15 protein-coding genes are annotated in these 13,475 nt (G+C 72.4%); 4 read left to right on the top strand and 11 right to left on the bottom strand.

The window, feature by feature from the left end:
- Positions 1–1,282 (top strand): LCP family protein (locus ACWGDE_RS26860; protein ID WP_453391604.1); only part of this gene is annotated, 1,282 nt, incomplete at its 5' end.
- Positions 1,270–2,673 carry an FtsW/RodA/SpoVE family cell cycle protein gene (locus ACWGDE_RS26855; protein ID WP_453391603.1) on the top strand — a complete coding sequence of 468 codons (1,404 nt, stop codon included), beginning with the start codon at positions 1,270–1,272 and terminating at the stop codon, positions 2,671–2,673. The genes ACWGDE_RS26860 and ACWGDE_RS26855, both read left to right, overlap by 13 nt.
- 15 nt (positions 2,674–2,688) lie before the next feature.
- On the opposite strand, the gene ACWGDE_RS26850 is transcribed toward ACWGDE_RS26855, so the two are convergent.
- Positions 2,689–3,576, bottom strand: a complete 888-nt coding sequence (locus ACWGDE_RS26850; protein WP_453391602.1) for a polysaccharide deacetylase family protein — start codon at positions 3,574–3,576, stop codon at positions 2,689–2,691.
- A 14-nt stretch (positions 3,577–3,590) separates the two neighbouring features.
- Complete coding sequence (locus tag ACWGDE_RS26845; protein WP_453391601.1) at positions 3,591–4,463, bottom strand: polysaccharide deacetylase family protein; 873 nt, start codon at positions 4,461–4,463, stop codon at positions 3,591–3,593.
- Between the two features lie 179 nt (positions 4,464–4,642).
- On the opposite strand from ACWGDE_RS26845, the gene ACWGDE_RS26840 reads away from it, so the two are divergent.
- Entirely contained in the window at positions 4,643–5,845 is a 1,203-nt protein-coding gene (locus tag ACWGDE_RS26840; protein WP_453391600.1) for a class I SAM-dependent methyltransferase, read from the top strand.
- Positions 5,846–5,860: 15 nt separating this feature from the next.
- On the opposite strand, the gene ACWGDE_RS26835 is transcribed toward ACWGDE_RS26840, so the two are convergent.
- From ACWGDE_RS26835 to tsaB, 5 genes are read right to left on the bottom strand one after another with little or no spacing between them, the layout of a single operon-like run.
- On the bottom strand, positions 5,861–6,472 hold the full coding sequence (locus ACWGDE_RS26835; protein ID WP_453391599.1) for a hypothetical protein: 612 nt from the start codon (positions 6,470–6,472) through the stop codon (positions 5,861–5,863).
- Positions 6,473–6,527: 55 nt separating this feature from the next.
- Positions 6,528–6,809: a hypothetical protein gene (locus ACWGDE_RS26830; protein ID WP_453391598.1), complete on the bottom strand. Its 282-nt coding sequence runs from the start codon at positions 6,807–6,809 to the stop codon at positions 6,528–6,530.
- Entirely contained in the window at positions 6,806–7,963 is a 1,158-nt protein-coding gene (gene tsaD / locus ACWGDE_RS26825) for a tRNA (adenosine(37)-N6)-threonylcarbamoyltransferase complex transferase subunit TsaD (RefSeq protein WP_453391597.1), read from the bottom strand. Before tsaD ends, ACWGDE_RS26830 begins: the two co-directional genes overlap by 4 nt.
- Positions 7,956–8,453 carry a ribosomal protein S18-alanine N-acetyltransferase gene (rimI, locus tag ACWGDE_RS26820; RefSeq protein ID WP_453391605.1) on the bottom strand — a complete coding sequence of 166 codons (498 nt, stop codon included), beginning with the start codon at positions 8,451–8,453 and terminating at the stop codon, positions 7,956–7,958. Before rimI ends, tsaD begins: the two co-directional genes overlap by 8 nt.
- A 44-nt stretch (positions 8,454–8,497) precedes the next feature.
- Positions 8,498–9,175, bottom strand: a complete 678-nt coding sequence (gene tsaB / locus ACWGDE_RS26815; protein WP_453391596.1) for a tRNA (adenosine(37)-N6)-threonylcarbamoyltransferase complex dimerization subunit type 1 TsaB — start codon at positions 9,173–9,175, stop codon at positions 8,498–8,500.
- A 178-nt stretch (positions 9,176–9,353) separates the two neighbouring features.
- Between tsaB and ACWGDE_RS26810 the strand changes: the two genes are divergently transcribed.
- On the top strand, positions 9,354–9,914 hold the full coding sequence (locus ACWGDE_RS26810; protein WP_453391595.1) for a hypothetical protein: 561 nt from the start codon (positions 9,354–9,356) through the stop codon (positions 9,912–9,914).
- Positions 9,915–10,018: 104 nt separating this feature from the next.
- Here the strand turns inward: ACWGDE_RS26810 and ACWGDE_RS26805 are convergent, their stop codons facing one another.
- The 4 genes from ACWGDE_RS26805 to alr all read right to left on the bottom strand — a co-directional run bounded on the left by ACWGDE_RS26805 (position 10,019) and on the right by alr (position 13,200).
- On the bottom strand, positions 10,019–10,207 hold the full coding sequence (locus tag ACWGDE_RS26805; RefSeq protein ID WP_453391594.1) for a hypothetical protein: 189 nt from the start codon (positions 10,205–10,207) through the stop codon (positions 10,019–10,021).
- Positions 10,208–10,324: 117 nt separating this feature from the next.
- A complete protein-coding gene (tsaE, locus tag ACWGDE_RS26800) occupies positions 10,325–10,903 on the bottom strand; it encodes a tRNA (adenosine(37)-N6)-threonylcarbamoyltransferase complex ATPase subunit type 1 TsaE (RefSeq protein WP_453391593.1) in 579 nt (192 codons plus the stop codon).
- On the bottom strand, positions 10,830–12,032 hold the full coding sequence (locus ACWGDE_RS26795) for an alpha/beta fold hydrolase (protein WP_453391592.1): 1,203 nt from the start codon (positions 12,030–12,032) through the stop codon (positions 10,830–10,832). The genes tsaE and ACWGDE_RS26795 overlap by 74 nt, the downstream gene beginning before the upstream one ends.
- A 10-nt stretch (positions 12,033–12,042) precedes the next feature.
- Positions 12,043–13,200 carry an alanine racemase gene (alr, locus tag ACWGDE_RS26790; RefSeq protein WP_453391591.1) on the bottom strand — a complete coding sequence of 386 codons (1,158 nt, stop codon included), beginning with the start codon at positions 13,198–13,200 and terminating at the stop codon, positions 12,043–12,045.
- Between the last annotated feature and the right edge of the window lie 275 nt (positions 13,201–13,475).

The raw sequence follows: 13,475 nt of genomic DNA, 5'->3' as shown, positions 1-13,475 counted from the left end.
AGGGGGCCTGGGCGGGGGCCGCGGCCGCGGCCGGACACCCTCGGCCCGCGGCCGCGGGCCCTCGCGCCGGACCCGGCTGGTCCGCACCCTGCTGGCCGCCGGCTGCGCGCTGGCGGTGATCGGCGGCGGTTCGGCCTGGTACCTGTACCAGGACCTGGTCTCCAGCATCGGCAGCTCGAAGGCCCTGGAGGGTGCCGAGAAGTCGAAGTACGGCGATACGAACATCCTGCTGATGGGCCTGGACAGCCGCCGCGACCAGAACGGCGATGACCTTCCGCCGGAGATCCTGGACAAGCTGCACGCGGGCGCGAGCTCCGACGTCGGCGGCTACAACACCAACACCCTGATCCTGCTCCACGTCCCCGGCGACGGCTCGAAGGCGAAGGCCTTCTCGGTGCCGCGCGACGACTTCGTCGACATCCACGGCGTCCCCGGGTTCACCGGCCAGGCCAAGATCAAGGAGGCGTACGGGCGGGCGAAGGCCAAGACCGAGGAGCAGCTCTCCGCCAAGGGGGTCACGGACAAGCGGCAGCTGGAGCGCGAGGGGCGCGAGGCGGGCCGCAAGGCGGAGATCGAGACGGTCCGCACCTTCCTCGGGGTCCCGATCGACCACTTCGCCGAGCTGAACCTGGCCGGTTTCTACCATCTGGCGGACGCCCTGGGCGGCGTACCGGTGTGCCTGAACCACGCCGTGAAGGACAAGAACTCGGGGGCCGATTTCGCGGCCGGCCGGCACACCCTCAACGGCCAGCAGTCGCTGGCCTTCGTCCGGCAGCGGATGGGGCTGACCATGGGCGACCTGGACCGGACGAAGCGGCAGCAGGCCTTCCTCGCGGGGGCCACGTACAAGCTGAACCAGGCCGGGACCTTCACCGACCCGGTGAAGTTGATCAAGCTGATCGACACCGCGAAACAGGACGTCGTCACCGATCGGGGCTGGGATCTGCTGGCGTTCGTCAAACAGGCCAAGAGCCTGTCCGGCGGCAACGTCGAGTTTGTGACCCTTCCCATCGAGCGCTTCGACAGGAACCATGGCTCGGACATAAACGTCGTAGACGATATGAAGATAAAGCGCCTCATTGCCGAGCAGATCGGTCCCAGGGCCTCGGCGAGCCCGAGCGCACCGGGCGCCGCTCCCTCCCCGGCGGGCACTCCCGCACCGGGTCAGCCGACGCCGGAGCGGTCCGCGCAGGCCCCGGCCGCCACCCCCGCGCCCACCCCGTCACAGAAGGACAGCGGCATCCCCGCCATCGACGGCGGCGGCATACCGTGCGTGGACTGAAACCCCTGACGTCGGCGGGCGCACGGCGCCGCACCGAGGCGCTGCTGCTCGTCCTCGTCCTCGGCGTGACCATTTCCGGCCACATCAGCGCGAGCCTCGCGATGAACGACGCGCTGCCGCCGGGCCTCACCGGCTTCGTGATCAGCATGACGCTGCTCGCGCTGGTGGGGCACCTGGCCGTGCGCCGTTTCGCGGCGTACGCGGACCCGCTGATCTTCCCGCTCGCCCTGCTGATGACCGGGCTGGGACTGGTACTGCTGCACCGCCTCGACCAGGGCTACCTGGAGCGGTTCAAATCTCCGGCGGTGGCGCCCGGCCAGCTGATGTGGTCGGTGGTCGGCGTCGCGGCCTGCATCGCGGTGCTGGGGGTCCTGCGCGACCACCGGCTGCTGCAGCGGTTCATCTACATCACGATGGCCGTCGCGCTGGTGGCACTGATCGCGCCGGCCTTCTTCGGCGCGGACACCTACGGGGCGAAGCGCTGGATCGTCATCGGCGGGCTCTCGCTCCAGCCCGGCGAGTTCGTGAAGATCATGATCGCGGTCTTCTTCGCGGGCTACCTGGTCATCCACCGGGACTCGCTGGCCCTGTCGGGCCGCAAGTTCCTCGGCATGCGGCTGCCCCCGATGCGCCAGCTCGGACCGATCATCACGGTCTGGATCATCTCGCTGCTCGTGCTGGTCTTCGAGCGCGACCTCGGCACCTCGCTGATCTTCTTCGGCGTCTTCGTGGTGATGCTCTACGTCGCCACCGAGCGCACCAGCTGGATCATCTGCGGTCTGCTCATGTCGTGCGTGGGCGCCTTCGTCGTCGGCTCGACGGAACCGCACGTGAAGGCGCGCGTGGCCGCCTGGCTCAACCCGCTGTCCTACTACGACAACCCCCGGCCGCCGGGCATCGTCTCGGACCAGTCGGCGCAGGCGCTGTTCAGCTTCGGCACCGGCGGCGTCACGGGCACCGGGCTCGGCATGGGCCACCCGGAGCTGCTCGGGTTCGCCGGCCGCAGCGACTTCATCCTGACGACGGTGGGCGAGGAGCTCGGCCTGGCCGGCGTCATGGCCGTCCTCGTCCTCTACGCGCTCCTCGTGCAGCGGGGGCTGCGCATGGCGCTCGGCGCCCGCGACCCCTTCGGCAAGCTGCTCGCGGTGGGCCTCTCCTCGGCGCTGGCCCTGCAGGTCTTCGTGGTGGCGGGCGGGGTCACGGGCCTGATCCCGCTGACGGGCAAGGCCCTGCCGTTCCTGGCCAGCGGCGGCTCGTCCCTGCTGGCCAACTGGATCATGATCGCCCTGCTGCTGCGCATCTCCGACAGCGCGGAACGCCAGCGCGAGGCGGACAGCCGCGGACCGGTGGAAACGACGATCACACCGGTGGTGAGCGCCCGGCCGGGCTGATCCGAAGGGCACGCCCTAGAGGTAGTCCTCCAGCCGCCCGATCCGGTACCCCTGCTCCTGTATCCGCTGGAGCATCCGCGTGGTCATCTCGGTCTCCGTCGTGCCCTTGAGCTCGGACGGGCCGCGGAAGTGGGCCAGGATGATGTCACCCGGTTTGAGCGCGGAGCCCTCGGCGTACTGGAAGTTGTTGATCTGCATCGACACGCGCCACAGGAGCAGCTGCGATATCCCGCATTCGTGCGCGGCCCTGAGGGTGTCGTCGTTGTAGTTGCCGTAGGGCGGGCGGAAGAAGGGCGGCTTCTTGCCGAAGCGCTTCTCCAGGCGTTCCTGCTGACCGCATATCTCCTTCTTCTGCGCCTCGAAGGGCAGCGTCCGGAGATTCGGGTGGGTCAGGGTGTGGTTGTTCACCGTGCTGCCGGATCCGTTGTCGCGGAGCTTCTCGAAGTGGCCGTAGTCCGAAGAGGCGATGCTGTCCGTGAGGAACATGCTGATCGGCAGCTTCAGATCGGCGGCCATCTTCAGGAACTCGGGGCTCTTCTCCGCACCGTCGTCGAAGGTCAGGAAGACGACCTTGTCGTCCGCCGGGACGGGTATTCGGTCCACGACCTGCACCTTGCCCGGCTTGGCCGGGGGGATCGGGGGTTTGGCCGCCGGCTTGGGGGCGTACTGCAGGGGGGCGCTCAGGCCCCACTTCTTGTACGCCTCGTCGCCCGCGGCCGCGTTCCCCGACCCCGTCCCGGCCCCCGTCCCGGTCCCGGACGGGGAGGCCGAAGGCGGCGCGGAGGACGCGGGTTCCTTGCCCTCCACCGTCTTGCGGCCCATGCGTTCGATGGGGTCCACGCTGTCCCCGCACCCCGTCAGGGACAGCGCCAGCGCGCCGGCCGCCAGCGTTCCGGCTACCAACCGGCGCGCGTACCTCACAAGTAGTCCTCCAGGCGAGCCACGGCATACCCCTTGTCCGTGACGGTCTTCATGACATGACGGATCATGTCAGGCATCGTGCCCTTCCAGTCCTCCTTGCCCCGGAAGTGCGTGAGGATGATGTCGCCGGGGTGCAGGTCCTTGTCCCATTCCCGCCAGTCCATGCGGTTGGGGAAGGCCTCCTCGTTCCACAGCGGAACCGCCTTGATGCCGCAGGACTTGGCCGCGCGCAGCGTGTCCTCGTTGTAGTTCCCGTACGGCGGGCGGAAAAGCGTCGGCCGCTTCCCGAACTGCTTCTCGATGGTGTCCTGCTGTCCGCAGATCTCCTGCCGCTGCTTCTCGTACGAGAGCGCCGGCATGTAGCGGTGGTTGAGCGTGTGGTTGTTCAGCGTGACGCCCGCCGCCTGCATCTCCTTGAAGTACGGGTAGTTGTCCCGCACCAGGTAGTCGCTGAGGAAGGCGGTGTACGGGAGCTTCAGCTCCTGCATCATCTTCAGGAACTCGGGGTCCTTCTCGGCGCCGTCGTCGATCGTCAGGAAGACGACCTTCTCCTCCGTGGGAACGGTGGTGAAGACGGGCGGCAGGTTCTCCTGGTCCTCCACCTCGAAGCCCTCGCGGGTGGCGATGTCGGGCTTCTTCTTCGGCGCCACCGGGGCCATGAGCGGCGGCTTGGCCAGGCCCCACTTCTTCGCGGCGACGATCCGCGCCTGCTGAGCGGCCTTCAGCTTCTCGGCGTAGCTGCCGAGCGCTCCGGCCGCGCCGGCCGGCTCGGCACCTGCGGCGGCCTTGGCCTTCGCGGCTCCGTCCGGCTTCTCGGACTCCGCGGACCCGCATCCGGTCGCCAGTCCGGCGACCAGCAGTGCGGCCATCGCGGCCATCCCCAACCGGCCTCGCGCTGCTGCCGCGATCCGGTGACCCTGTTGCGTCTTATGTTCCTTTTGTCGGACTAGCTGCATAGCTGAGCATCCTGGCATCCGTCACGCGCCCGCCCCGGCCGACACCGCGATCGGAATCCGACCTTCCTCCGAGTGGCCCACCGTGGCCGACAATGGACCCCGTGACCCCCGAAGACTTCGCCGCGCTCCTCACCCCCGAGGGCCACGCCCTCCTCGACTCCCTCCGGGACTACGACCCCTCCCAGGAGCTCGCCGTCGCCACCCGGCTGCGCCGCGACCACCCCGCCGCGCTCGTCTCCGCCGCCCTCGGGCAGGCCCGGCTGCGGCAGCGCGCGGTGGCGAAGTTCGGGGCCGAGGACGCCCACCGGATGTACTTCACCCCCGGCGGCGGGGAGATGGCCACCCGCGCCTCCGTGGCCTCGTACCGCGCCGAGCGCCTGGCCGCCCTGGGCGTACGCAGCCTCGCGGACCTGTGCTGCGGCATCGGCGGCGACGCCCTGGCCCTGGCCCGGCTCGGCATCCGCGTACTGGCGGTGGACCACGACCCGCTGACCGTCGCCGTCGCGCGCGCCAACGCCGAGGCGCTGGGGCTGGCGGACCTGATCGAGGTCCGGGAGGCGGACGTGACCGAGGTCGACACCGCCGGGTACGACGCCGTCTTCATCGACCCGGCCCGCCGTGGCGGCCGCGGCCGGATCTTCGACCCCGAGTCCTACTCCCCGCCGCTGTCCTGGGCCGTGGAGACCGCCCGCGCCGCGAAGTTCGCCGCCATCAAGATCGCCCCCGGCATCCCGCACGAGGCCGTGCCCGCCGAGGCCGAGGCGGAGTGGATCTCCGACCAGGGGGACGTGAAGGAGGCCGTCCTGTGGTTCGGCACCGCCCCCGGCGAGATCCGCGCCACCCTGCTGCCCGGGCCGCGTGCCCTGGCGACCTCCGATCCGCTGCCCGATCCCGAGGCCGGGCCGGTGGGCCGCTACCTCTACGAGCCCGACGGCGCCGTCATCCGGGCGCACCTCGTCGCCGAGGTCGCCGAGCAGCTGGACGGCCGGCTGATCGACCCGACCATCGCGTACATCACCGCGGACGAGCTGCGCGCGACCCCGTACGCGACCTCGTACGAGATCACCGACGTGCTGCCCTTCGGGCTGAAGAAGCTCAAGGCACTGCTCCGCGAGCGCGGGGTCGGGATCCTGACGGTGAAGAAGCGCGGCTCGGCGATCGAGCCGGAGGAGCTGCGCAAGAAGGTGAAGCCGCAGGGACCCCACTCCGCGACCGTGTTCCTGACCCGGGTCGCCGGGGCGCCCTCGATGCTGATCGGCTCACCGGTGACGGCCCCCGACACGGGCACGGCCTGATCCGAAAGAGACGGCCTAGAAGCGGATCGCCCACCGGTAGTGCGCGCCCGCCTTGCCCAGGCCCAGCAGGGCGGTGATCCACAGGATCATGCCGAGGCCCATGGTGTAGGCGACCTCGCCGTACGTGTCCGCGCCCGGCCGGGCCCCGGCCGCGGACCCGAAGGTCACCCAGAGCCCGAACGCGCCCAGGGCGAAGGAGGCCAGCAGCCAGGTGAGGCTGCGCCCCGGCGCCCGCATCGCGCGGTCGGTGTCCGGGTCCGGTGCCAGTTCCGCCCACGCGCACATCAGCCGGCGCACCTGCCGGTCCCGCTTGGCGCCCCAGGCGAACCAGAATCCGGCCGGTATCAGCACGCCCACCCCGAGGACGGCGAAGATCACGCCGAAGAGGTACGAGAACGGGTCGTGCGCCTCGAAGGCCATCAGGGCCATGCCGACGAAGGACCAGCCGAGGGCGAAGACCGCCGAGACCGCCCAGAGCAGCAGCAGCCGCCCGACCCCCAGACTGCGCCGCCCGAGCTCGCTCAGGAACCGGGCGCGGTCGGCCCGTACCGCTCGTTCGGCGTGCTCGTCGAACCAGGCGCGCAGGTGCGCGGGAGGGGGCGGCGGAGGCAGGTCAAGGCGGGGCATGCGCATGACCATAGCGTCAGGGCCGCGGGCACCCTCCGGGCCCCTGCCCGGAGGCTCAGCTTCCGCCGGGCCCCTCGGCCTCGACCGACTCGAAGCGCCAGCGGTGCACCGCCCGCGTGATCAAATCGGCCGCCGGCTCCGGGAGTTCGGGCAGCTCGTCGCCGACTCCCCCGGGCGTCTCCCACCAGGTGATGACGAGCACCCGGTCCTGCGGTGCCCGGAACACCTCGCGGCGCACCGGCTCTTGGGCCAGGACCCGCGAACGGGCCCACTCCAGCAGCTCGTTGCCCCGCCCGGGCACGGCCCGGGCCTCCCACATCAGCGCGACGGTGCTCACGAGTACAGGTTGTCCTTGCTCAGCTCGTGCACGTGATCGTGATCGTGATCGTGGCCGTGGCCGTGGCCCGCTCCGTGCTCGTGGGAGTGGTCGTCGGAGTGGTCGTGCGAACGCCCGGGAACGTGCGGGTCGGTCACCGGCAGCGAGGAGTCCGCCGACAGGTCCCAGTCCGAGGCGGGCCTGTTCCGCTTGACCATCTCCGCGCCCAGCGCCGCCACCATCGCGCCGTTGTCCGTGCACAGCCCCGGCCGCGGCACCCGCAGGACGATCCCCGCGTCGTCGCACCGCTCCTGCGCGAGCGAGCGCAGCCGGGAGTTGGCCGCGACCCCGCCGCCGATCATCAGGTGGTCGACGCCCTCGTCCTTGCAGGCGCGGATCGCCTTGCGCGTCAGCACGTCCACCACGGCCTCCTGGAAGGAGGCCGCCACGTCGCGGACCGGCACGTCCTCGCCCGCCTTGCGCTTCGCCTCGATCCAGCGCGCGACCGAGGTCTTGAGCCCGGAGAAGGAGAAGTCGTACGCCGCGTCGCGCGGCCCGGTCAGCCCGCGCGGGAAGTTGATCGCCTTCGGGTCTCCCTCGCGCGCGAGCCGGTCGATGACCGGCCCGCCGGGGAAGCCCAGCTGCAGCACGCGGGCGATCTTGTCGAAGGCCTCGCCCGCCGCGTCGTCGATGGTCGCGCCCAGCGGCCGCACGTCGGAGGTGATGTCGGGGGCCAGCAGCAGCGAGGAGTGCCCGCCGGAGACGAGCAGCGCCATCGTCGGCTCGGGCAGCGGCCCGTGCTCCAGCTGGTCGACGCAGATGTGCGAGGCCAGGTGGTTCACCCCGTACAGCGGCTTGCCGAGCGCGTACGCGTAAGCCTTCGCGGCCGAGACGCCCACCAGCAGCGCTCCGGCGAGGCCGGGGCCGGCGGTGACCGCGATGCCGTCGAGGTCGCGGGCGCTGACCCCGGCCTCCTTCAGGGCGCGCTCGATGGTGGGGACCATCGCCTCCAGGTGCGCGCGGGAGGCCACCTCGGGCACGACCCCGCCGAAGCGGGCGTGCTCGTCGACGCTCGACGCGATGGCGTCCGCGAGCAGGGTGGTGCCGCGTACGACGCCGACGCCGGTCTCGTCGCAGGAGGTCTCGATGCCGAGGACGAGCGGTTCGTCAGCCATGGGTCTCACTTCTTACGGCGTCTTGGTCTGTCGGGGGCAGGGAGGTGGCGGGGTCGGCGAGGCGCATCACGAGCGCGTCCACGTTGCCGGGCTGGTAGTAGCCCCGCCGGAAGCCGATCGGCTCGAAGCCGAAGCGCTCGTACAGCTTCTGGGCGCGGGTGTTGTCCACCCGCACCTCCAGGAGCACCTCGGCGCACTCGAACGCGGTGGCGGCGCGCAGCAGGTCGGTCAGCAGCCGGGCGCCGAGCCCGGTGCCCCACTGGTCGCGCGCGGACGCGATGGTCTGTACGTCGCCCAGGTCGCCGGCGGCGGCCAGCCCGGCGTAGCCGACCAGGCGGCCGTCCGGGGCTTCGGCGACGACGTAGTGGCGGGTGGCCTCGGGGCCGCGCGCGTGGGCGAGCTCGGACCAGAACATCCCGGCGGACCAGGCGTCCTCGGGGAAGAGCTCGTGCTCCAGTTCCAGCACGGGCCCGATGTCCCACCAGCGCATCTCGCGCAGCAGCACGGCCCCGGCGGCCGGGGCGTTCGGGCCGGTCACTTCGGGGTGACCACCTTGTAGTTCTTGGGCACCTGGGCGTCGGGCCGGCGCAGGTAGAGCGGGGCCGGGGGCAGGCCGTCGGCGTTCTCGAACGCCGCTCCGGCGGCGATCCGCTCCGCGGCCAGGGCCGCGAGGGCGCCGGCCGACTGGTGCTCGGGGTCCCGTGCGTCGGTGAAGACCTCCGGGTAGAGCCGGGCGCCCTGCCCGACGGCGGGCAGTCCGGCGACCCGGTCGGCGATGTCGGCCGGCCGGTCCACCGCGGGCTCGCCGACCCGGGTGCGCGGGTCCTCGTACCGGGCCCAGTAGACCTCCTTGCGCCGCGCGTCGGTGGCGACGGTGAAGGGGCCCTCGATCCCGGCGGCGCCGGCCGCGTAGGCCAGGCCGTCCAGGGTGCACAGCCCGTACACGGGCACGCCGAGGACGGAGGCGAAGGTGGAGGCGGTCACGAGGCCGACCCGCAGTCCGGTGTAGGGGCCGGGGCCGACGCCGACGACGATGCCGGTGACGGCTTCGAGCTTGACCCCCGCCTCGGCGAGGACCTTGTCGACGGAGGGCAGCAGGAGCTCCCCGTGGCGGCGGGCGTCGACCTGGTTCGACTCGGCGAGGACGGACTCGCCGTCGTGCAGGGCGACGGTGACGGCGGGCGTGGCGGTATCTACAGCGAGCAAGAGCACGCGAACAGCCTACGACTCCGGGGCCCCGGGCCCTTGCGGCCGGTCTGCGGGCACCCCGGCTGCTACCTTCGACCCAGGTCCCGGCCCCGACCGTTCGACGTGGCGTTCAGCTGATCGTTCGACGGGCGGCCCGGCCGGGCGTTCGACGACATCGGACCATGCGGAGAGGTGGAGCAAGGTGGCACGCAGCAGCTCGGGAATCGTGGCCGGGCTCACCGTCGCGGCGCTCGCCGTGGTCGGTCTCCTCGGCTACCAGGCTTCCGCCACCGCCCCCGCGCACCCGCCGAAGGCCGCCGCGCAGACTCCCGCGCCCGCTCCGAGCGACTCGGGCGCCGCCAAGACGGATCCCGGGAAGCCGGTGCCCGTACCGGCCGGCTCCGGCACCGGGGTGCGCGTCGTGTACTCGGTGGGCGCGAAGCGGGTGTGGCTGGTGGGAGCCGAGGGCCAGGAGCCCAAGTCGTTCGCGGTGGTGCCGAGCACGGTCCATCCTGCGCCGGGCCGCTACACGGTGGGCTCGCGCGCGGCCACGGTGACCGGCTCGGACGGCGTGCCGATCGAGCACGTGGTCCGCTTCGCCAGCCCGGAGGGCGTCGTGGTCGGCTTCAGCGCCCGCGTGGACAACCAGCTGCCGGCTCCCGACCCGAACAAGAAGACCGGCGGCGTGCGCATGACCCGCGCCGACGGCGACGCGATGTGGGCCTTCGCGACGATCGGCTCGAAGGTCGTCGTCGTTCCCTGAGCCGTTCCCCGAGCCGTTCCCCGACCGGGGACCGGCGCCCGTGCCGCGACACCCCGGCCGCGACACGCCGATTTCACCCGTACGAGGGACCCTGCCGTCCCGCCTCAGGCCGCTTCGGACTCCGGAGCGGCCTGTTCGCCGTCCGCGGCCGCTTCGCCCGCGGGGTAGAGGTCCTCGGCGGGCTCGCGCGCGGGCGGCGTCGACACGGCGCTCGCCGCGGCGCCCGCGGCGAGCAGAGCGCCCATGGACACGCCGGACGTGCGGGGGACGCGCGCTGCTCCTGCTGTCGACATGGCTGCCTCCTGGACGGGGCCAGCCTGTACTTAGGTACGCCTAACCAGCCCTCGGTACCCATGTGACCACGCGCGCGGCCACCCGCGCAATATCTTGCCGACGAGTTGTCGGGACGTTTACTCCGAGAGGACGCCCGCGAGGGTCTCCAGACCGGCTCCGGCGGACCAGCGCGCCCCGACACCGCGGACCGCGACCTCCCGTACGTCGTCGAGGACCTCCTCGTGGCCGACCGCCCGGCGGATCACCACGTGCAGCCGGTCGTCGGACAGCTCCTCGACCTTGCCGTCGCCCCATTCCACGACGACGACGGACTCGGGCAGCGAGACGTCGAGGTCCAGGTCCTCCATCTCGTCCAGCCCGCCGCCCAGCCGGTACGCGTCCACGTGCACCAGCGCCGGACCGCCGGTCAGCGAGGGATGGACCCGGGCGATCACGAAGGTCGGCGAGGTCACCGCCCCGCGCACGCCGAGGCCCTCGCCGAGGCCGCGGGTCAGGGTGGTCTTGCCGGCGCCGAGCTCCCCGGTCAGCAGGACCAGGTCGCCGGGGCGCAGCAGCGCGGCGATCCTGCGGCCGAGGTCCTGCATGGCGTCGGGCGAGCCGACGGTGACGTGTGCTTCGGCGTCAGGCGCCTGCGCCCGCTCCGGTGCCTGCTCCTGGGTCCGGCTGCGCGGTGCTTCCCGCGGTACTTCTTCCATGCCCGCCAACGTTAGCCGGTACGGACACCACCCCGGTGCGCGCCAGCAGCTCGGTGAGCAGCCCGGTCACGGTGTCCGGGTGCTCCAGCATCATCAGGTGCCCGGCGGACTCCAGGACCACCAGTTCGGCAGAGGGCAGCGCCTCCTTGATGGCCCGGCTGTGGCCGGGCGGGGTGACCATGTCGCGGTCCCCGGCGATGACGGTGACCGGGATGTCCGCGAACCGCTGGAGGGCGGCCGTCTTGTCGTGCGCCTGGAAGGCCGGGTAGAACTCGGCGACCACGTCGATGGGGGTGGCCTCGATGAGCCGCTCGGCGAAGCGGGCGACGCCCGGGTCCACGTCGCGGGAGGCGAAGGAGTACATCTTGACCATGCCGGCGAACAGGTCGGCGGTGGCCCGCCGGCCCTTCTCCACCAGCTCCACCTGCGTACCGAGCGCCTTGAGCACGCCGGGCAGGATGCGCCGTACGGCCCCGAACCCGACGGAGGGCAGCCCGTACGTGACCTCCCCCAGCCGGCCGCTGGAGGTGCCGACCAGCGCCACCGCGGCCACCCGGTCCCGGATGAGCTCGGGGAACCCGTCCGCCAGCCCCATGATCGTCATGCCGCCCATCGAGTGGCCGACCAGGACCAGCGGGCCCTCGGGGGCGGCGGCCGCGATGACGGCCGCCAGGTCCCGGCCGAGCTGCTCGAAGGTCACCGGTGCGCCCTCGGCCTGGGCGAGGCCGCGCGCGCTGCGGCCGTGGCTGCGCTGGTCCCAGTACACGGCGCGGACCAGACCGCGCAGGGCGGCCCGCTGGAAGTGCCAGGAGTCCTGCGCGAGGCAGTAGCCGTGGCAGAAGACCACGGTGGGCTGAGCGGGTGCCTTGCGGCGCAGCCGGCGCCGCTTGCCCTCCTCGGGCAGCTCGTCGACCTCGTAGTACAGCGCGGTGCCGTCGTCGGCCCACGCGGTGCCGGGGGTGCCGCGCAGGGAGCCGTAGTCCCCGGTCGCGTCGAGGGCGAGGCGCGCCTTCATGCGCATGCCCCGTCCGACGGTGATCCGTTCGACCGCGACACCGGCCGCCGCGCCCGCGGCTATCACGCCGATGGCGGCGCCGGCCCAGCCGGCCTTGCGCCAGTTCTCGCTCACGCCGCCGTCCTCACTCAGCCGTTGCGGGACACCCGTTGAGGTACACCCGGGGCACCCTGGCCCCGATACGGGTGACGATCTCATACGCGATGGTGTCAGCCGCTCGAGCCCAGTCCTCGGCCGTGGGCTCGCCGTGCGTGCCGTCGCCGAAGATGACGGCCTCGTCGCCGACGCGTACGTGGTCGTCGCCGCTCAGGTCCACGACGAACTGGTCCATGGCCACGCGCCCGGCGGCGTACCTCGTCTTCCCGCCGAGGAGGACGGAGCCGCGGCCCGAGGCGTGCCGCGGGATTCCGTCGGCGTAGCCCGCCGGGATCAGGGCGAGGCGGGTCTCGCCCTCGGTCACGTAGTGGTGCCCGTAACTGACGCCGTGTCCGGCGGGGACCTCCTTGACCAGGGCCACGAAGGCCTTCAGGGCCATGGCGGGCCGCAGGCCGAGCTGGGCGGAAGTGCCGAGCTCGGGAGCGGGCGAGACCCCGTAGACCGCGAGCCCGCAGCGCACGAGGTCGAAGTGGCTCTCGGGCAGGGTGAGGGTCGCGGGCGAGTTGGCGATGTGCCGGACCTCGGGCTCGACGCCCTCCTTCTCGGCGTACGCGAGCATGTCGCGGAAGGCGCCGAGCTGGAGCTGGATCGACGGGTGGCCGGGTTCGTCGGCGCAGGCGAAGTGGGACCAGAGCCCGGTGACGTGGACGGTCCCCTCGGCCTGGGCGGCGACGGCCGCGCCGACGAGCTCCGCCCAGTCGGCGGGCTGGCAGCCGTTGCGGCCGAGCCCGGTGTCGGCCTTGAGCTGGATCCGGGCGGTCCGCCCGGCGGCGCGGGCGGCCGCCCGTACCTCGTCGAGGGCCCACATCCCGCTGACGGACACGTCCATGTCGGCCTCGATGGCCTCGCGCCACGGCCCGCCGGGGGTCCACAGCCAGCACAGGATGCGTCCGCCGATCCCGGCGGCGCGCAGCGCGAGCGCCTCCTCGGGCGTGGCGGTCCCGAGCCAGCCGGCCCCGGCCTCCTGCGCGGCCTTGGCGCAGGCCAGGGCTCCGTGCCCGTAGGCGTCCGCCTTGACGACAGCCATCAGCTCGGACCGGGGCGCCCGTTCGCGCAGTGCGCGCACGTTCTCCCGGACGGCGTCAAGATCGATCTCGGCGTACACGCGCGTGGGTGTCTCGTTCATCCCCCCCAGTCTCTCAGAGCCCGCCTCCCGGAGCCGTATACGCCCCGTCGCCCACCGGCGCCCGGCACCTGGCTGACGGCTGACGCCGGCCAAATCCAGCCCCGCCGGCGCTTGAGGCGATCTTTGAGCTCAGCCGACGCCCAGGGCCGGGGACGCGGGCACCGCCGGCCGAATCCAGCCCCGCCGGCGTTTGAGGCGATCTTTCAGCCCCGCCGGCGTTTGAGGCGCGGGGGTCCGGGGGCCGGCCCCCGTGCGGCGGCGCCGCAGCCGGGACA

This window comes from Streptomyces sp. NPDC054956, assembly GCF_053609185.1.
The sequence above is the reverse complement of the archived record's forward strand: the minus strand, read 5'-3'. Positions and strand labels throughout refer to the sequence as shown.